The sequence below is a fragment of the Kribbella sp. NPDC058245 genome (assembly GCF_042882005.1).
In the GTDB taxonomy this organism is placed as follows: Bacteria; Actinomycetota; Actinomycetes; order Propionibacteriales; family Kribbellaceae; genus Kribbella.
In genome coordinates this window covers 26,111-44,493 of sequence record NZ_JBHVWY010000010.1, presented here as the reverse complement: position 1 = coordinate 44,493, position 18,383 = coordinate 26,111, and the positions used below count along the sequence as shown (strand labels likewise).

The following is an 18,383-nucleotide window of genomic DNA, read 5'->3' as shown; positions in this document are numbered from 1 at the left end:
GCGTCAGGTGGATTCGCGGATGATCAGCTCGGTGCCGTAGACCTCGGGGCTGTGCAGATCGGCGCCACCGATCTTGGCCAGCAGCATCTCGGCGAGCCGGGCCCCGAGGAGCTCGACGGGCTGACGGACCGTGGTGAGCTTCGGGGTCGTCGTGGTCGCCATCACCGAGTCGTCGAAACCGACGATCGCGACATCGGCCGGCACTCGACGGCCGCGCTCGGACAGCACCCGCAGTACAGCGGTCGCCATCAGGTCGTTCGCGACGAAGATCCCGTCGAGATCGGGGTGCTTGTCGAGCAGCTCGATCGCGGCCAGCTCACCACCGTCGGCGGTGAAGTCGCCGAAGGCAACGGCCTCCGGAAGGCCCGCTTCGGCCATCACGCTCTGGTAGCCGGTGAGCCGGTCCAGGCCGGCCGTCATGTCGATCGGTCCGGCGACCGTGCCGACGTTGCGACGGCCGATGCTCAGCAGGTGCTCGACCGCGGCCCGTGCGCCCGCCACGTTGTCCACGTCCACACTCGCCACCGGTACGTCGACGCCGAGCGGCCGCGCGCTGAACACGATCGGCAGCGGCAGTTGCGCCAGCTCCTGCAGGACGTTGTCACGTCCGTGGTGGCTGATCACCATCGCGCCGTCGACGTGACCGCCGCGCAGGTACCGCAGCAGCCGCTGGTCATCGCCCTCGGCCGGTTCGAGCAGCAACACGAGCTGCGACGACGTCGGCGCCAGCGTCCGGCTCACGCCCCGCAGCATCCCGGCGAAGAAGGGATCGGAGAACACCCGGCTGTCCGGCTCCGGTACGACGATCGCCACCGAGTCCGTGCGCCGGGTCACCAGCGCGCGGGCGGCCCGGTTCGGCACGTAGCCGAGCTGGCCGATCGCGCGCTCGACCAGGGCCACCGTCTCCGGCAGCACCTTGGGCGATCCGTTCACCACGCGCGACACGGTCGCCCGCGATACTCCCGCCAGCGCTGCGACCTGCTCGAGCGTGGGAGAACCCGAGTCGTCCATCGGTCCTCCCCGGCTTGGTTGGTGTGTGTTCACACCGTATTACTTTCCGGGGTTATTTTCTGGCGTTAGAGCGCGTGTGGGAGCCGCATTAACCACTCGATCTGGTGTTCGCGGCCTTTTCGGCATCGTTCAGCGCTTTGTTCCAGCCCTTGAGCGAGGATTGCTTGCCCTCGTCGACCTTGGCCAGCTCGGCGCTGAAGACCTGGTTGATCTCGCCCTCGCGCGGACCCTTGTGCTGCTTGAGGATCACCGCCCGCGCCCGGTTGACGAAGATCTGCCCGACCGGCGCGTTGTTGAAGTAGGCATTAACCTCCGACTTCACCTGCGGGTCGTCGTACGCGTCCAGGGTCGACGGGAACGAGCCGACCTTCTTGAACACCTTGACCTGCTGCTCCGGCGCGGTGAGCCAAGCGGCCAGCCGGGCCGCCTCCGCCTGCTGCTGCGACTGCTTGGGCACGGTCAGGTACGACCCGCCCCAGTTGCCGCCGCCGTCGGGGAACACGTCCGCGACATCCCACTTGCCCTTGCCGTAGGTACCCGCGTTGCTCTGGATGACGCCGAGCAGCCAGCCCGGGCACGCCATCGTCGCGAACGCGTCGCCGCGGAACGCCTTGTTCCACTGCTCACTCCAGGCCGGCAGCCGCGCGGAGAGTCCGTCCGCACTGCCTTGCACCACCTGGTCCCAGGTGGTCTTCAGTTCCTTGTTCTCACTGGCGAGGAAGCGGTCCTGGTTGGAGTAGTAGGCCTGGATCAGCTGGTTCCGCATCGCCTCCCAGGTCAGCACCGCGGAGTCGTACCAGGCCGAGCCCGGCACCTTCGCCTTGAACCTGCGGCCGGTCTCGAAGTACGACTTCCAGTCCGTGAAGAGCTTGGCGACCTCGGTGCGGTCGGTCGGCAGCCCCGCCTTGGCGAACAGATCGCGGCGGTAGCAGATCGCCTCCGGGCCGATATCCGTGCCGTAGCCGATGATCCGGCCGTCCTGCGTGGTCGCACCGGCCACCTTCCAGTCCAGCCAGCGGTCCTTCAGGTCGTTCGCGCCGAAGTCCCGCAGGTCCACGAACTGGTCCCCGCGCGCCAGGTACTTGTAGATCCAGCCGATCTCCATCGCCTCGATATCGGCCATCCCGGACCCGCTGGCCAGGTTCGCGTCGAGGTTCTTGATGTGCGCGTCGACCGTTTCGGCATGCCGCTCGACGATCCGGATGTTCGGGTGCTCGGCCATGTACTCGTCGTACAGGTCGGAGTAGCCGAACTCGTTGAAGGTCGCGATGGTCAGCTCGATCTTCGGCGCGTCGCCGGCGTTGCTCGGCCCGCCGCACGCGGCAGTCAGCAGCGTCAGGGCGCAGGCCAGAAGTAGTGCGGTAGGGCGCAGTGCTTGTTTGGGGCGGTGGCCGGCACGGTATCTGCGCCGCATGGAATGGCTCCCTGGAACTGGACGGAGTTGAGAGCGCTCTCGGATCGCGAAAGTGAGCTGAGTTTCGAGCGTTTTCACCAGTGCTGTCAAGGCTTTGATAGTTACGCTGAGATACCGGCGAGTTCAGGTCAGTACATATGAGGCATCGTTGTCACGCTGCGAACCACGCCGATTACCGTGTGCTGAATCTTTACATCATTCACAGCCAGTTACCAGGTTCGCTCGAAGGTCTGGGTCGCGCCGCGGGTTCCGCCGACCGCGACATCGAGCACCAACGGCACCCCGGTACGGCGCTCGATCGTCAGCCGGACCGTGGTCGCCGTACGGCTGGGATCGGAGACCGCGATCGTGGTCGGTCCCACGACCACCGAAGCCGGGCCGTCCACCGTGATGCCGTCGACCGATCCAGGGCCCCAGAAGTTCGCCATCGTCACGCGGTCCCGGACCGATCGGATGGCTTGGACGGTGGCGGTGTTCGCGAGGACGGTGATTCCGGGGTGAAGCGCGCGCAGGGCGGTCTGCCAGGCATTGGCCCCCGGCAGCAGGATGTAGGCGTAGTCACCGGTCTCGAGACCGTGCTCGACGACGAGGGATTGGTAGTGGCGCGTGTGCGGCGTTGTTGATCCGCCGGTGTCGTTCCCGACATTGATCTCGGACCACGAGCCGGTGCGGTCCTCTTGATACACCCGGAGTTGACCGCCCTCCGGGAACAGGTAGCCGCCGACTCCGTTCAGGTGCGCCCAGCGCGGGGCGTCGTACAGGTGGTTGGTTACTGTCCGGCCGTTGATCGTTCGGCCGTTGATGAGCAGCTGGGCGGTGCTCATGCGGTTCTCGACGACGGTCTCGACCGGGTAGCCGTCGGTGCCGGTGATTCCGGCGCCCAGGGCAACTACCGCGTCGGACAGGCAGAACCAGGACTTCCTTGCCTGCAAGGATTTGTCGTGGTTGATCAAATGCATGCCGACGGCACCTAGCGTGTCCTGGTACGACGCTCCGCCGACCCAATCGGCGTACGCGGCGACCGTGCCGGTGCCGGGTCCACTGCCGAGCGGCTCACGCGGTTTGGTGCTGACCGTCGTACCGGGCAGGCGTTGCGCGTCGACGGTCGGCCAGAAGGCGTCGAAGAACTGCGCTTGGTCGTCGTTGTAGAGGTAGGTCATGCCGTCGCCGACGTACCAGCCGCGGAGGTTCTCGCCGTTGCCGGACTCGTAGCGGGCCATCCGCTTCGATGACAGCGCGAGGGAGAAAGTCCAGCCAGGGCGGCGATGTACGACCCGATCCTGGTTGGGGAACTGGAAGTGCTGGGGCTTGGTCGGTGCCGGCTTGACGTCAGCGATCGCCTTCGCACGGGAGATCTCCGGAATCGATGCTTCCGGCAAGTAATCGTTGTTGATCCAGCCCTTGGCGAAGGCCTTGTACGTCGACGCGTACGGCTCCGCGACGCCGCTGGCGAGGAGCAGCACGGCCGACGTGGTCGCGTGACCGTTGCGGTGGTCGCCACCCTTCTCGCGGGAGATCGCGCGGCCGGAGACGGCGTCCATCATCAGGCCCTTCACCATGAACGGCGCGTAACTCGCCTCGACCGCATCGAGAATCACCGTGCGCTTCGGGTCGGTGATCTCCCACGTCGAGCCGCCGAGCAGCGAGAACAGATTGGCGACACCAGCGAGCGCGACGTTGCCGTAGGTACCGACGTACGCGAGATTGCCGTGCTGGACGAACGAGCCGTCGCGATAGAAACCGTCACCGCTGGTGACGTAGGTGAACACGCTGTTCTTGCCATTCTCGGCGACATCACTCAGCGCATCCCGGGCTTTTGCGATGCTGGCAGCGTTGTCGCCGGCAATGCCGCGGAGGGCAACAATGAGGGCCTTATCGACCCGATTCGCGCCGGTCTCGCGGACCGTCGGATAGAGGGTCCGGCGATTCGGGTCGGGGACGAAGTGGTCGACGGCCTTCAGGTACGACAAACGCTGGTCGGCGGACAGAGCGTCGTACGCGAGGATGCAGGTGTCGAGCAGCGCGCGCGGCGCCCCGATCTCCCAGAACCACCAGTTGCCGGTCTCGGGCAAGGTCTCGTTGAACGAACGCTGATTGAGGAAGTCGAGCGCACTCGCGAGCGCCGCACCCGGGTCACTGGTGAGCGTAGTGCCGCGAGTCGCGCGGGCGAGGGCGATCGCCTTGAGACGCGTGTAGCTGATCGAGAAGTTGCCGGAATCCGGGCTGAGCGGCAGGTCGGCCCACAACGCGGTCCGGTTCGGATCCGCGCTGAGGGTGTCGAGGAAGCCTTGAGCTAGGCGCGTCAGATTGGCGAGCGCATCGGCGTACGCGGGATCCGCCGCATTGATCGCACCCCCAGTCGCAAGCTCCACCCACCGACTGCGGAGCGCCGCAAACTCATCAACCGCGACAGCTCGGGAGGGGGCTGAACCGGAGGCGGCGACCAGCGCTCCGGCGGCCAAACTCGTCTGCAGTACCAGTCGTCGACTAATGGGCGGCATCGGCAACTCCTCAGGCGTGGGCAAGCGCTTCCCACTCCATCAGCTGCACACAACAGTCGTCAACACCCAACAACCAATCACTTCCGCACACGCCGGTTAACCACCCGCCCCCTTTGTGGATACCTAGGGCCGCTCCGTGGCCCTGGCTATCCACAAAGGTGTGCTCGGGCGCGGCCGGCCGGTACGACGGGGTGGTTGCTCGCCATTCCGTCTGCGGCCGGGAATGTGGGTTTGTGGTTGCTCGCCGCTGCGGCCGATTTACAGTGGCGGGTGACTGGCGTGGGCGCGGGCTGAGGGGGATGGTTCGGCCGGCGACCGCGTTCCCGTTGCCTGAGCTTCCGGGCTGTGGCCGAGGCCCAAGATCCGCGCCGAGTAACGGGGTGCGGAGCGGGGTGGTTGCTCGCCATTCCGACTGCGGCCGGGGGCGTGGGCTTGTGGTTGCTCGCCGCTGCGGCCGATTTACAGAGACGGGTGGCTGGCGTGGGCGCGTGGCTGAGGGGGATGGTTCGGTCGGTGACCACAGTGAGCGTTGTTTGGGCTTCCGGGTTGTGGCTGAGGTCCAAGATCTGCGCTGAGTGGAAACTTCAGGTCGCTAGTTGCGAAGAATGTTCCACTCAGTGAGTTCGGGGGGCGGGAGGTGCGCTAGTCGGTAACTTTTCGGCGCCAGGCGCCGAAAAAGTGACGGATAACGAGCAGGCAGACCCGAACCGCGGGATTGATCGCGCTAGTTGGTGAGTTTTGGGGACCCGGTGACGAAAATCCACCAATCAACGCGGGTCAACAGACCCGGCAGCACCCCCAGCACCCCCGGTCCCTCGCCATCTGGTGGGTTACCCCATGAGGTTGTGGGTTCTGCACTCTCATGCGGGTACAAAACCCACAACCTGATGGGTGAACCCACGAGATGCGGAGGGGGCCGGGGGCCTGTGCGAGAGCGTCTGCCACGGTGGGTCACTTTTCAGGCCTCGTTGTTACCGACCGCAACCGAAGCCCGGAAGCTCAGGCAACCTCAACCTCGGTCGCCGACGGATCCATCCCCCTCAGCCACGCGCCGGGCGCCAGCCACCCGTCACTGTAAATCGGCCGCAGCGGCGAGCAACCAAACGCCGTACGGGGCCGGCCGCAGACGAGCGAGACGGAGGAGAGAGGACATGACCACAAAGCGGGGGCTTGAACAAGCTGCCGGGTCCTCGAACAGGTTATTACGCACTACCGGATCAGCGCACCCGCGACAGGTGGTTAGGGGAGGAGGTCGCGGACTACGGCGTCGGCTAGGAGGCGGCCGCGGTTGGTGAGGGTGAGGCGGTTGTCGGCCAGGGTCACCAACCCGTTGGCGACGACTTGGTCGACGGCGGCTCGGCCGGGGGTGTCGAGGACGTCCAGTGGGAGGCCCGCGCGAAGGCGGACTTCCAGGAGGACTCGTTCGATGCGGCGGGTTTCGGGGTCGAGGAGTTCGCGGGCGTGGGCTGGGCTGTGGCCGGCGGTCAGGCGTTCGGCGTACGCGGTGGGGTGCTTGACGTTCCACCAGCGGACGCCGCCGACGTGGCTGTGGGCGCCGGGGCCGATGCCCCACCAGGTGTCGCCGCGCCAGTAGAGCTCGTTGTGGCGGCAGTGGGCGTCTTCGGTGCGGGCCCAGTTGGAGACCTCGTACCAGTTCAGGCCGGCTTGGCTGAGCAGGTCATCGGCGAGCACGTACTTGTCGGCCAGGTCGTCGTCGTCCGGCATCGGCAGTTCGCCGCGACGAACCCGACGGGCCAGCTGCGTACCGTCCTCGACGATCAGCGCGTAGGCACTGACGTGGTCCGGATCCGCCGACAGCGCCGACTCGAGCGACGTACGCCAATCCTCGAGCGACTCCCCCGGCGTACCGTAAATCAGATCCAGGTTCACATGCTCGAAGCCGGCCGCGGTCGCTTCCTTCACGGCCTGCAGCGCGCGACCAGGTGTGTGCTGGCGATCGAGAATCTTCAGCACGTGCGACGACGCGCTCTGCATTCCGAAGCTCACTCGCGTGAACCCAGCCTTGAGCAACGCCTCCAGGTACGCCGGATCGACCGACTCGGGATTCGCCTCGGTACTGACCTCCGCACCGACCGCGAGACCGAACTCGTCGCGAACCGCCTTCAGCATCGCCCCGAGATCAGCGGCCGGCAGCAACGTCGGCGTACCGCCTCCGAAGAACACCGTCTCGACCGGCCGGTCGAGGTCCTTCAGTACAGTCCGCGCGAGCCGGACCTCACCAACAGCAGTCTCCGCGTACGACGCCTGCGAGCCACCGCCGCCGAGCTCCTTGGCGGTGTAGGTGTTGAAGTCGCAATACCCGCAGCGGGATGCACAGAACGGCACATGCAGGTAGAACCCCAACGGACGACCGGCCGCTTCGCGGACGGCGGCATCCGGCAGCGACCCATCCTGGGGCGCAACCTCCCCCTCAGGCAACGTTGACGGCACCCGCCCAGTCTACGGACCGCCGGAGAGCGGACCGCCCCCACTCACCAACCTCCGCCGCGCCCACCCCGCCACGCTCAGCCGGCACCCGGAATCCACAGTCCGGGGCACTTGGTGAGTGGCGCAGGTCCGCGAAACCTTTCTTCATGTGATCGCCGCGATTCTGTGGTTGCGGAGAGTGCGGAACCCGTTACATTCGGCTCATGGAGACCGAGGCTCAGCCGGTAGGACGTGGCACCCGGAACGCGGTAGTGGTCGCGATCATGCTCGGAATGTTGCTCGCGGCCCTCGATCAGACGATCGTGGCGACCGCGCTGCCGACCATCGTCAGCGACCTGGGTGGCGCGAACCACCTGTCCTGGGTGGTCACGTCGTACCTGCTGGCCGAGACGATCATGACCGCGCTGATCGGCAAGTTCGGCGACCTGTACGGACGCAAACCGATGTTCCTGCTCAGCGTCGTGCTGTTCCTCGGCGGTTCGGCGCTGTGCGGGATGGCCGACTCGATGCTGTGGCTGGTCGGCTCCCGCGCGATCCAGGGCCTCGGTGCCGGCGGCCTGATGGTGACCGCGATGGCGGTGATCGCGGACGTCGTACCGCTGAGCGAGCGCGGTAAGTATCAGGGCGTGATGGGCTCGGTCTTCGGCGTCTCCACCGTCGCCGGGCCGCTGCTCGGCGGGCTGTTCGTCGACCACCTGAGCTGGCGCTGGGCGTTCTACGTGAACATCCCGCTCGGCATCGTCGTACTGATCGTTGCCTCGATCACCCTTCCGTCGGTGAAAGCACCAACGAGTCCGAAGATCGACTATCTGGGCATCCTGTTCATCGGTGCCGCCGCGACCGGTCTGACGCTCGTGACCACGTGGGGCGGCAACGAGTACGCGTGGGGTTCGACCGTCATCATCGCGATGATCGTGGGCTCCGTGCTCGCGCTCGGGTTGTTCATCCTGGCCGAACGCCGAGCCGCCGAACCACTGCTGCCGTTGCGATTGTTCCGGTCCGGCGTGTTCACGGTCTGCTCGATCATGAGCTTCATCATCGGGTTCGCGATGCTCGGTGGGGTGACGTATCTGCCGACGTACCTGCAGTTCGTGCGCGGCGCCTCAGCCACCGAGTCCGGGCTACAGATGCTGCCGTTGGTCGGTGGTCTGCTGGTCGCGTCGATCTTCGTCGGCCAGATCATCAGCAAGACCGGCCGCTACCGGATCTTCCCGATCATCGGCACCGTCCTGATCGGCGCCGGACTCTTCCTGCTGTCGCTGCTCACCAACAGCACCTCGTACGTCGAGATCGCCGGCTTCATGGTGGTTCTCGGGGTCGGCGTCGGCCTCTGCATGCCGGTGCCGACGGTGGTCGTCCAGAGCACGGTCGACTACTCCGACCTCGGCGTCGCCACCTCCGGCGTCAGCTTCCTCCGCACGATGGGCAGTTCCTTCGGGGTCGCCGTCTTCGGCTCGATCTACGCACACCAGCTCCCGGAGAAGCTCGCTCCCGCCGTACAGAGCGCTCAGATCGACCCGCGCCTGGCCGCAACGGTCGAGGGTGTGCGCAACCTGCCTCAGACCGCCCGGTCCTTCATCACCGCGGCCTACGCCGACTCGCTGCACGTCGTGTTCCTCTGGGCGGTCCCGGTCGCCGTCCTCGGCTTCATCACCGCGCTCCTGCTCAAGCAGGTCCCGCTCCGCGACACCGCCCGGATGGCAGCCCGCGACGTCGGCGAGAACTTCGCCGCCCCTTCGTCCTTCGACTCCGAGCACGAACTCCAGAAGCTCGCCGCCCTCGTCGTCCAGCACCACAAGCGCAACCCCGCCCCCGAGGTCCTCGCCGAGTCCGGCCTGCCGCTCAACGCCGCCCAGGCCTGGCTGATCATGCGCGTCTTCCGCGGCGGCCGCGAAACCGGCTCCGCCACCCTCGCCGCCATGACCGCCGACCTCAAGATGCCGCCCGGCGTCATCGAGCCCCTGGCCACCCAGCTAGTTGCCGCCGGCTACCTCTCCGAGACCCTCGGCCAGTACCGCTTCACCCCGGCCGGCCTGGAGATGTTCCAGCGCTTCGTCGGCGCCTTCCGCACCTGGATGCTCACCCGCCTGGCCGAATGGGACCCCGACAACTCCGAAGCCTTCTCCGACGCCGTAGACCGCCTGGCCGCCCAGATGATCGACCAAGGCCAGTCCCTCACCACCGGCAAACACGCCGCCGCCCTCACCCCGGCCTAGTGGGTAGTGGCGAGCAGCACAATCGCCACCACCCCGAACAAAGCAGTCGCCACCAGTACGACGGTCTCCAGCCGCGGCTTGGGGCCGTCGTCCTGGTTGTAGACCTTGTCCGGTTCCCAGGTGAACGTCACGCCCGATCGAGTAGCCAACGACCACAACAACGCCACCATCGTCCCCACCAGCAGCCCGACGGGCACCGCCCGCCCCGCCGGCATGCCAGTAGTGGAGATCACCAGCCCAACCAGCCACCCGAGCCCCGAGGTCAGCAACAGCCGCGGCCGAACTCTCCGCCGTACCGCGAAGAGTCCCAATACCCAGACCACATCAACCGCGGCCACCACGCCGACGCTCACAGCCATCTCCGCATTCCCGTACGACGCCCTGCCCGGCGCCCGCGTTCCGACTAGCTACTACATGGCAGGGTGCCACGGCGGAGGGCGTGGTTGCTGGTGTTGCTGTCGTCGGACCAGAGGACCGTTTTGGTGCCGGAGGTGCAGGTGGGTGAGATGGCGAAGCCTTCGTTGTTGAGGTTGGCCATGCCGGAGGGGCGGTTGTAGGTCGCGGTGGGGGCGAACTTGCCGGCGGTGTTGATCTCAAGGGTTGTCGTACGGCCTGAGCAGCCGTCGTCACAGGCAGCCCAGAGGCGGCCGGTGGCGGCGTCGAACTCGAGGTCCATCACCTCGGAGAAGCCGCTCGTGATGGTCGCGACGCGGGTGTAACTGCTCGACGACTGGTTCAGGGCGTAGGCGTAGATCGCGCCGTTGTCCTCGAGGCCGACGAAGTACAGGCCGGTGCCGTGACCCGCATACGTGGCCGGGTTGTACGTCGTACCGGTGTGTTCGTCGCGGAATCCGTGCGCGGTGAGGAAGCTGTCCGGCACCCACGAGATGCCCTCGAGCCCGCTGTTGGAATCGACGTCGGGCAGGTCGCTGGTGAGGTTCCACTCCCTGGTCGCGGTGAGCGTCGACGCGGACGAGGTCCCGTCGTACCGCAGCACCTTCAGCAGGCTGTTGTCGTTGTCGCTGTTGTCCCGCTCGGTCGCCACCACGATCCCGTCCGGCGACGCGACCACGCCTTCGGCGTCCGGATCGCCCTTGCCGTCCGCGTACCGCAACGTCTTCCCAGCAGAAGGATCCGGCTTCCAACCAGCTCCGTCCGGAACCAAGCGGTAGGCCTTGCCCGGGCCGTTCTTGACCGCCCAGACCACACTCGCGCTCTGAAACGACAGCCCGCTGAGGTTCTCCCCGAACACGTTGCTGCCGTCAGCGGTGGCCACGCTCGACCCACCGGGCCAAGCCACCGGAGCGCCCCAAGCACTCCCCGCCGTCAGCCCCAACACGCTCACAGCGACAACCGCGATCCGACCCAACCGGTTCATCCCAGTGCTCCTCACGAAGACGGCAACGGCAACCGGCTCAGTCTGCTGTGGCCTGGGGACCAACGCTTGAACACCCGCGGAACATCACGGCGTGTGAACGGGGGCCGAGCGGTTGGCGCGGAACCAGACGAGGGCCAGCAAGAGAGCGGCGGCAGTGCCTGCGACGCCGAACCAGCCGATGGCAGTGGCGGCGTTGGTTCTGTCGGCGAGGAGGCCGGCGAAGAGGGGGCTGACGCCGGTGGCGGTGGTGAGGCCGGAGTTGGACACGCCGATGGCTTGGCCGCGACGGGCGTCGGGGAGGCGAAGCGTCATGGAGGTGGTGGTTTGCATGACGACGATGGTTCCGAAGGCGCCGGCGATGACGAAGAGCAGGATGGAGATGACGAGGTTGGGACGGAGGAGGCAGACAGCGACGGGTGCTGCGGCCGCGATCGAGAGCGGGCCGAGAAGCCCGGGCCGACGATCCTCGGGCACAAACTTGCTGAACAGGAACGCACCGATCACGCTGCCCAACGGATCGGCGGCGAGGATGAGGCCCACTGCGACCGACCCTCCGCCGAACAGAGCGGCGTACGGGGCGGCCATGCCTTCGTAGACGGCGACGAGCGCCATCAGCCAGAGCATCAGCGTGAGAGCGCGCATACCCGGGTCGGCGAACAACAACCCCCAAGCACTCTGCCCGGTACGACGTACGCCGGGCGCACCAGCGGCAGCCCGGTCAGCGGCCGGGCGAGGAGCGAGGCGGGCGCGAATCAGGATCGCGGAGCCGAAGAACGTGAGGGCGTCGAGGACGAGCACGACGTACGGGTTGAAGATCGCGATCAGCAGACCGCCACCGGCGAAGCCGGCCATCTGGGCGGACTGGATGGTGATGCTGCGGATCGCCATCCCGGTGCTGAAGCGTTCCTCGCCGAGTACGTCGGGGAGCAGCGCGACCTGAGCCGACTTGAAGACCGGTTGGAGCAGGGAGACGATGCCGACCAGCACGCACAACGACCAGAACGGCATCGCCGGGATGGCGACCAGCAGGATCAGGCAACCGCGCAGGCCGTCGATCCACATGATCAGGTCGCGGCGCGGGAAGCGGTCCGCCAGGCTGGTGAGGAACAGGCCGCCGAGCAGGGACGGCACGAACGTCAGCGCGTAGGTCAGTCCGGTCAGCGCGGCCGAGCCGGTGTCGGCGAAGACCAGCACCGACAGCGCGACCCGCGCCAGCTGATCACCCGCGACCGACTGCAGCTCGGCCAGCCACATTGCGCGGAATTCCGGTACCCGGAACACGTCTCGATAGCTCACAGCGCCCGCCATACGCCTGACCGTAGGTCGCCGCGGGGGCCTCGCCGGCAGTATTCGAGCGTCGTGGAAACGTCCCTTCGGACCAGGCCGAAGACGGCACATCGTTGCTGTCCGCAAATTGCTGAGAGATCAAGGACGCGATTTCTGCCCTCAACGTGGAACTTCGGGCCACCATCGGCAGTTGTGCTCTTGGGGGATTCTGTACTTGGTGACCAGGCAGGGAGATACGGGATGAGCAGGCGGGTCGAGCAGAAGGCTCAGGCGCGTGAGCGAGTGGCGGCGTTGCGGGCGCAGCAGCAGCGGGCAGAGCGGCGCAAGCGGCTGCTGATCGCGGTGGGCGCGGTCGTGGCCGTCGTGGTGGTCGTCGGCGGGCTGGTGCTCATCAAGGTCACCGGCGGCGGCGGTGACAAGACAGCGACCGGGCCGTCCGGCACCGCGGACGCGCAGATCGTCACCGCGCTCAGCTCGATCCCGGCGGAGACGTTCGCGAAGGTCGGCAGCAACGACGTACAGGCTGCTCCCTCCGCCATCACCGCGCCCGCGCTGACCGCCGACGGCAAGCCGAAGGTGCTCTACATCGGCGCCGAGTTCTGCCCGTACTGCGCCGCCGAGCGCTGGCCGGTGTCGGTCGCGCTGTCGAGGTTCGGAACCTTCAGCAACCTCGGTACGACGCACTCCGCGTCCGAGGACGTGTTTCCGAACACCCCGACGCTGTCGTTCCACGGCGCGAAGTACACGAGCCAGTGGCTGTCCTTCACCGGTCTCGAGACGACGACCAACGAGAAGGGCGCCGACGGGCAGTACAAGCCGCTCGACACCCCGAGCGCCGACGACCAGAAGACGTTCCAGACCTACAACGCCCCGCCGTACGTGAAGAGCGGTGGCTCGATCCCGTTCATCGATCTGGGCGGCAAGTTCGTCGGCTCCGGTGCGACGTACAGCCCGGAGATCCTGGCCGGCAAGACCCAGGCCGAGATCGCCGAAGCCCTCAAGGACCCCTCGAGCCCGATCGCCAAGGCGGTCGACGCCTCCGCGAACGTCTACACCGCGGCCATCTGCGGCATCACCAACAACCAGCCGGCCGCCGTCTGCTCGACCGACGCAGTGAAGACCGCCGCCGGCAAGCTCGGAAAGGCCTGAGTTGAGCACGACGACCGCCCGGGGATCGTCCCTGGGCGTGATCCCCTGGCTCACTCTGGCCGTCTCAGCCGCCGGCGTCCTCGTCTCGGCTTACCTGACCTACGAACACTTCACGGCCGGTACGACGCTCGCCTGCCCCGAAACCGGCGTGGTCAACTGCTTCAAGGTGACCTCATCGCAGTACTCGAAACTGTTCGGCGTACCGGTGGCACTGCTCGGTCTACTCTTCTTCCTCGGCATGCTCGCGCTGTCGTTGCCACCTCTGTGGCGCACTGCCTCCCCCTGGCCGGGCCGCCTGCGACTGGCCGGCGTCGCCGTGGGCGTCGTGATGGTCTGCTACCTGATCTGGGCTGAGCTCTTCCGCATCAACGCCATCTGCCTCTGGTGCACAGTCGTCCACGCCCTCACGCTGATCCTCTTCGGCCTGATCGTGATCCGCGTAGCCCTCCCGCCCTTGGACGACTGATCGCCGTTTAACGCCGAGCGCCTGTGGGGTACTGCAGTCCTGTCCATAACCTCGGGGTTCATGGCAGGAGGCCATCATGGGTATCGGCGTATCAGTGTTCTTGCTCGCGGTCGGCGCGATCTTCTCGTTCGCCGTCGCCGACCACATCAGCGGTGTCGATCTCACGATGGTCGGCTACATCCTGATGGGCGCCGGCGCGCTCGGCCTGGTCCTCACCATGTTCCTGCTCAGCCGCCGTCCGCGCGCGGCGCGCACCACTGCGGTCACCGAAGAACGCCGCTACATCGACGAGCCGTGAGGACTACTTGTACATGTCGTCCAGGACGTCGGCGTACTGGGTTTCGACGTACTTGCGCTTGAGCTTGAGGCTGGGGGTCATCTCGCCGGACTCGACGGTGAGGTCACGGTCGAGGATGGTGAACTTCTTGATGGTTTCCCAGCGGTTCAGGCCCGCGTTGAGTTCGTCGACGTAGCCCTGCACCATCGCCTGGGCGGCGTCGGAGGTGACGATCTCGGCGTAGGGCTTGCCGGCCAGGCCGTTGGCGGCGGCCCAGCTCTGGATCGCATCGGGGTCCAGGGTGATCAGCGCCGAGACGAAGTTGCGCTTGTTGCCGTGGACAACGAACTGGCTCGCGTACGGGCAGAGGGTCTTGAAGCGGCCTTCGATCACCTGCGGGGCGACGTACTTGCCGCCGGACGTTTTGAAGAGGTCCTTCTTGCGGTCGGTGATGTAGAGGAAGCCGTCCTCGAAGTGACCGATGTCGCCGGTGTGGAACCAGCCGTCGGCGGTCATCACCTCGGCGGTCTGTTCGGGCAGGTTGTGGTAGCCGCTCATCACGCCGTCGCCCTTGATCAGGATCTCGCCGTCCTCGGCGATCTTGATCTCGGTCCCGGTGAAGGCGGGGCCGACGCTGCCGAGGCGGTAGGCGGTGGGCCGGTTCAACGACGAACCCGCCGCGGTCTCGGACAGGCCGTAGCCCTCAAGGATCAGCAGACCGGCGGCGTGGAACCACTCCGCGAGCTGCTTGTCGAGGGCTGCCGAGCCGGAGACGAAGAAGCGGATACGGCCGCCGAAGCGGGCGCGGATCTTCGAGAGCACGAGCTTGTCGGCGACGGCGAGCTGAGCCGCGAGCACACCGGTCGGCTCGGTCCCCTGCTGGCGCAGCCGGGAGGCGCGCGAACCGACGCCGAAGGCCCAGTCGAAGAGCTTGGCCTTCACACCGCCCTCGTCGGCGATCATCGTCTTGATCCGGGAGTGCGCCTTCTCGAAGATGCGCGGCGCGGCGGCCATGAACGTCGGCTGGACGATCGCGGCGTTCTCCACGATCTTGTCGATCCGCCCGTCGATCGCGGTCGCGAACCCGATCTGCAGCTGGACGGCCACCAGGACCTGCCCGAACACGTGCGAGAGCGGCAGCCACAAGAACTGCAGATCATCAGCACTCAGTACGCCGGTCTCCTCGACCGCGGCGCCCTCGTACGTCCACACGGAGTGCGGCAGGCGCACCCCCTTCGGGCGGCCCGTCGTACCGGACGTGTAGATCAGCGTGCAGAGGTGCTCCGGCTTCACCTGCGCGATCCGATCGTCGACCGCGTCCAGCTCAGCAGAGCCGAGCGCGTCGAAGTCGGCCAGCGAGATCACCCAGTCGCCGTCCTCAGCAGCCGGCGTACCGTCCATCAGGACGATCTTGCGCAGCGACGGCAGCTCGGACTTGTGCGCCCGCAGCTTGTCGACCTGACCGGCGTCCTCGGCAAAAATCACCTGTACGTCGGCGTCCGCGACGATGTACGCGACATCGGCGGCCATCGTGGTCGGGTAGATCGTGGTCGTCGCGGCCGCGGCCAGGACGGCCGCGAGGAAGCAGTCGACCCACTCGATCCGGGTGCTGGCGGCGATGGCGATCCGCTGCTCGGGCTCGACACCGAGCGCGATCAGGCTCGCGGCACGACGGCGTACCAGGGCGTCGGTCTCCGCCCAGGTGACGGAGGTCCAGCCGTCCCCGGCCGGGTATCGGAAGGCCTCCCGCTGCGGCGTCGCCGCGACCCGGTCCAGGAACATCTGGGCCATGGTGGACTTGCGGTTGCTGAGCACGGCGTTCATCCGATGGCCTCCAACGGGGGTCAAGTGAACTGGACAGTAATGCAAGGTTCGGCCGGAGACCATGGCACTCGCTTGCCCACCTCGACCTTCTCGATTACGTTTCCGCAACATGCGCATACGGCCTGTGGCCCTTCTCTCACTCTCCGCCCTGCTGCTCGGCCAACTGCTGCCGGCCGCGGCGGCCCCGCCCCCGTCGGAGTTCGGCTCCGACTACGACGATCCCCGGACGCCCGCCCCGGCGGTCGCCGTACCGGACACCCAGCACTGTGAGGTGCAGATCGTCCGGAACGGCTTCCGCAACTTCGACCCGTACACCTCGACCTACACGCCCCCGGCCGCCTGCCAGGGTCCGTGGTCGAAGGTCGTGCTGCGGATGCACGGCGAGGTGAAGGGCGTCCAGTACGACCGCCTCGGCCACATCACACTCGGCGGCGTCGGCGTCTTCCGGACCTCGACCCCGGAGCCGAGCGCCGACGGCATCGCCTGGGACGTCGAGAAGGACGTCACCTCCTACGCCCCGCTGCTCGCCAAGCCGCAGCCGGTCGTGATGGAGCTCGGCAACGTGGTCAACGACACCTATACCGGCGTCCTGGACATCACGGTCACCCTGGACTTCTATACGACGAGTCGCCGCGTCCCCGCGGCCAAGACGGCGAACGTCGTACTGCCTCTGCAGGATCAGCGCCGCGAGGAATCCGACCTCATCGGTACGGCGACGCTCCCGCGGAACACGACCCGTCTCCTCGGCGAGGTCTACGTGACCGGCTCAGGTGGTGGTTGCGAGGAGTTCTGGGACACCTCCGCCCCGGCCGAGACGGGATACTCCTGCCCGGACGGATCGCCGTACCGGGAGGTGGATGTCTCGATCGACGGCAAGCCGGCCGGGATCGCGCTGCCCTACCCGTACATCTACACCGGCGGTTGGTCGAACCCATACTCCTGGCGCCCCTCCCCCGCGCCGCGCGCCTTCGACATCAAGCCGTTGACCTACGACCTGACGCCGTTCGCCGGGCTGCTCACTGACGGCAAGCCACACGAGTTCCGCGTCCACGTCAACGGCGTACCGGCTGGTCAAAGCGGTTGGTTCACCGTCCCGAACCTGCACGTCTGGACGGACCCGCACCGCGCGCAGACCCACGGCGCCCTCACCTCGTACGCCGTCGCCCCGCTGACCAAGTCCGACCAGGTGTCCACCGGCTCGGTCTCGACCAAAGCGTCACGTACGTTGAAGATCAGTGGCTATGTCGACACATCGGCAGGCCGCGTCCGCACGACAGTCCAGCGCACGCTGCGCAACGACGGCAAGCACACCTGGACCGAAGGCGAGACCAACGACAGCCTCGACGCCAACTGGCGCGACACCTCCATCGTCACCAGCGGCGGCAAGGTCGAGCTCACCGATCTCGACTACGGCAAGACCGGCGTACTCACCTTCTTGCCCAACGCAACCATCCCGGGCGCGTACGACGTCGTCACGGACCTGAAGATCCACGACACCATCCGCACCACGCACGGCCTCACGAACGAGACCTACGACGGCCGCGCGTCCTGGATCTACAACGTCCCCCGCGACCAGCGCCACGCCACCGGCACCCAAACCGTCCGCTACCAATCCCTAGGCCCCACCGGCTGCTACGACCACACCCTGCAAGCCACCAACGGCATCTACACCAAGGACTACCGCCGCTGCTAACCCAATCTCGCTGGCTAGGCACCGAATTTAGGGGTTAAGCACCGTGGTTCAGAGTGCTTAACCCCCAACGCGACTACCTAGCCAGCCAAATCGGACGGTTCAGCGAGCGCGAAGACCGGGCATCGACTGTGCCACGCTTTGGGCCTAAGTACGCGGCCCATCTGATGGGTTACCCAGGCAGGTTGTGGGTTCTGCACTCTCATGCGGGTGCAGAACCCACAAGCTCATGGGTTAACCCATCAGATGGCGGGGGCCCGGGGTGCTTGGGGTACGGCCGCGCCTGACAACCCTCGCTAATTGGTGGATTTTCGTCACCCAGTCCCTAAAACTCACCAACTAACGCGACCGACCCCGCTCTGGGGTCCGGCTTGCTCGTTATCGGTGACTTTTTCGGCACCTGGACCCGAAAAACTCACCCGCAACGCGGAACCCGCCCGCGGCCGGCCGCCCCGTCCGTTCGGTGGAACGTTCTGTCCAAATGGCGACCGAACCGTCTACTCGGCGCAGATCTTGGACCCCAACCACAACCCGGAAGCCCAAACAACGGCCACCGTGGTCGCCGACCGAGCCATCCCCCTCAGCCACGCGCCCACGCCAGCCACCCGCCACTGTAAATCGGCCGCAGCGGCGAGCAACCACAAACCCACATCCCCGGCCGCAGACGGATCGGCGAGCAACCCAAGGCCCACCTCTCCGGCCGCAGTCGGATCGGCGAGCAA

Annotated in this window: 13 protein-coding genes; 5 read left to right on the top strand and 8 right to left on the bottom strand. The window is 66.8% G+C overall.

Annotation, left to right across the window (positions count from 1 at the left end):
* Positions 1-3 precede the first annotated feature (3 nt).
* The 4 genes from ACFVWG_RS23150 to hemW all read right to left on the bottom strand — a co-directional run bounded on the left by ACFVWG_RS23150 (position 4) and on the right by hemW (position 7,377).
* Positions 4-1,011 carry a LacI family DNA-binding transcriptional regulator gene (locus tag ACFVWG_RS23150; RefSeq protein ID WP_391545445.1) on the bottom strand — a complete coding sequence of 336 codons (1,008 nt, stop codon included), beginning with the start codon at positions 1,009-1,011 and terminating at the stop codon, positions 4-6.
* 88 nt (positions 1,012-1,099) lie between these two features.
* Positions 1,100-2,425: an ABC transporter substrate-binding protein gene (locus ACFVWG_RS23145; RefSeq protein ID WP_391545444.1), complete on the bottom strand. Its 1,326-nt coding sequence runs from the start codon at positions 2,423-2,425 to the stop codon at positions 1,100-1,102.
* 209 nt (positions 2,426-2,634) lie between these two features.
* A complete protein-coding gene (locus tag ACFVWG_RS23140; protein ID WP_391545443.1) occupies positions 2,635-4,926 on the bottom strand; it encodes a polysaccharide lyase 8 family protein in 2,292 nt (763 codons plus the stop codon).
* 1,239 nt (positions 4,927-6,165) lie between these two features.
* Positions 6,166-7,377, bottom strand: a complete 1,212-nt coding sequence (gene hemW / locus ACFVWG_RS23135) for a radical SAM family heme chaperone HemW (protein ID WP_391545442.1) — start codon at positions 7,375-7,377, stop codon at positions 6,166-6,168.
* Between the two features lie 200 nt (positions 7,378-7,577).
* Between hemW and ACFVWG_RS23130 the strand changes: the two genes are divergently transcribed.
* The gene (locus ACFVWG_RS23130) at positions 7,578-9,590 is read left to right on the top strand and encodes a DHA2 family efflux MFS transporter permease subunit (protein ID WP_391545441.1); all 2,013 of its coding nucleotides are present in this window, start codon (positions 7,578-7,580) and stop codon (positions 9,588-9,590) included.
* On the opposite strand, the gene ACFVWG_RS23125 is transcribed toward ACFVWG_RS23130, so the two are convergent.
* The 3 genes from ACFVWG_RS23125 to ACFVWG_RS23115 all read right to left on the bottom strand — a co-directional run bounded on the left by ACFVWG_RS23125 (position 9,587) and on the right by ACFVWG_RS23115 (position 12,276).
* Positions 9,587-9,949, bottom strand: a complete 363-nt coding sequence (locus ACFVWG_RS23125) for a hypothetical protein (RefSeq protein ID WP_391545439.1) — start codon at positions 9,947-9,949, stop codon at positions 9,587-9,589. The genes ACFVWG_RS23130 and ACFVWG_RS23125 overlap by 4 nt on opposite strands.
* A gap of 44 nt (positions 9,950-9,993) precedes the next feature.
* Positions 9,994-10,968 carry a hypothetical protein gene (locus ACFVWG_RS23120; RefSeq protein WP_391545438.1) on the bottom strand — a complete coding sequence of 325 codons (975 nt, stop codon included), beginning with the start codon at positions 10,966-10,968 and terminating at the stop codon, positions 9,994-9,996.
* Positions 10,969-11,052: 84 nt separating this feature from the next.
* Entirely contained in the window at positions 11,053-12,276 is a 1,224-nt protein-coding gene (locus ACFVWG_RS23115; protein WP_391545437.1) for an MFS transporter, read from the bottom strand.
* A 219-nt stretch (positions 12,277-12,495) separates the two neighbouring features.
* Here ACFVWG_RS23115 and ACFVWG_RS23110 point away from each other — a divergent pair, with 219 nt between their 5' ends.
* From ACFVWG_RS23110 to ACFVWG_RS23100, 3 genes are all read left to right on the top strand, one after another.
* Positions 12,496-13,404: a DUF929 family protein gene (locus ACFVWG_RS23110; RefSeq protein ID WP_391545436.1), complete on the top strand. Its 909-nt coding sequence runs from the start codon at positions 12,496-12,498 to the stop codon at positions 13,402-13,404.
* Position 13,405: 1 nt separating this feature from the next.
* Positions 13,406-13,870 (top strand): vitamin K epoxide reductase family protein, encoded by a 465-nt coding sequence (locus ACFVWG_RS23105; protein ID WP_391545435.1) that lies wholly within the window; start codon positions 13,406-13,408, stop codon positions 13,868-13,870.
* Between the two features lie 76 nt (positions 13,871-13,946).
* Positions 13,947-14,168, top strand: coding sequence for a DUF6458 family protein (locus tag ACFVWG_RS23100; RefSeq protein WP_391545434.1), 222 nt, complete (start codon positions 13,947-13,949; stop codon positions 14,166-14,168).
* Between the two features lie 3 nt (positions 14,169-14,171).
* Here ACFVWG_RS23100 and ACFVWG_RS23095 read toward each other — a convergent pair whose 3' ends face one another.
* Positions 14,172-15,971: an AMP-dependent synthetase/ligase gene (locus tag ACFVWG_RS23095; protein WP_391545433.1), complete on the bottom strand. Its 1,800-nt coding sequence runs from the start codon at positions 15,969-15,971 to the stop codon at positions 14,172-14,174.
* Positions 15,972-16,080: 109 nt separating this feature from the next.
* On the opposite strand from ACFVWG_RS23095, the gene ACFVWG_RS23090 reads away from it, so the two are divergent.
* The gene (locus ACFVWG_RS23090; protein ID WP_391545432.1) at positions 16,081-17,664 is read left to right on the top strand and encodes a peptide-N4-asparagine amidase; all 1,584 of its coding nucleotides are present in this window, start codon (positions 16,081-16,083) and stop codon (positions 17,662-17,664) included.
* Positions 17,665-18,383 lie beyond the last annotated feature (719 nt).

Coding starts and splice junctions, on each gene's coding strand:
- ACFVWG_RS23145 (WP_391545444.1), bottom strand. CDS start 2,425: ATGCGGCGCAGATACCGTGCCGGCCACCGCCCCAAACAAGCACTGCGC.
- ACFVWG_RS23110 (WP_391545436.1), top strand. CDS start 12,496: ATGAGCAGGCGGGTCGAGCAGAAGGCTCAGGCGCGTGAGCGAGTGGCG.
- ACFVWG_RS23150 (WP_391545445.1), bottom strand. CDS start 1,011: ATGGACGACTCGGGTTCTCCCACGCTCGAGCAGGTCGCAGCGCTGGCG.
- ACFVWG_RS23125 (WP_391545439.1), bottom strand. CDS start 9,949: ATGGCTGTGAGCGTCGGCGTGGTGGCCGCGGTTGATGTGGTCTGGGTA.
- ACFVWG_RS23120 (WP_391545438.1), bottom strand. CDS start 10,968: ATGAACCGGTTGGGTCGGATCGCGGTTGTCGCTGTGAGCGTGTTGGGG.
- ACFVWG_RS23140 (WP_391545443.1), bottom strand. CDS start 4,926: ATGCCGCCCATTAGTCGACGACTGGTACTGCAGACGAGTTTGGCCGCC.
- ACFVWG_RS23090 (WP_391545432.1), top strand. CDS start 16,081: ATGCGCATACGGCCTGTGGCCCTTCTCTCACTCTCCGCCCTGCTGCTC.
- ACFVWG_RS23095 (WP_391545433.1), bottom strand. CDS start 15,971: ATGAACGCCGTGCTCAGCAACCGCAAGTCCACCATGGCCCAGATGTTC.
- ACFVWG_RS23130 (WP_391545441.1), top strand. CDS start 7,578: ATGGAGACCGAGGCTCAGCCGGTAGGACGTGGCACCCGGAACGCGGTA.
- ACFVWG_RS23100 (WP_391545434.1), top strand. CDS start 13,947: ATGGGTATCGGCGTATCAGTGTTCTTGCTCGCGGTCGGCGCGATCTTC.
- ACFVWG_RS23115 (WP_391545437.1), bottom strand. CDS start 12,276: ATGGCGGGCGCTGTGAGCTATCGAGACGTGTTCCGGGTACCGGAATTC.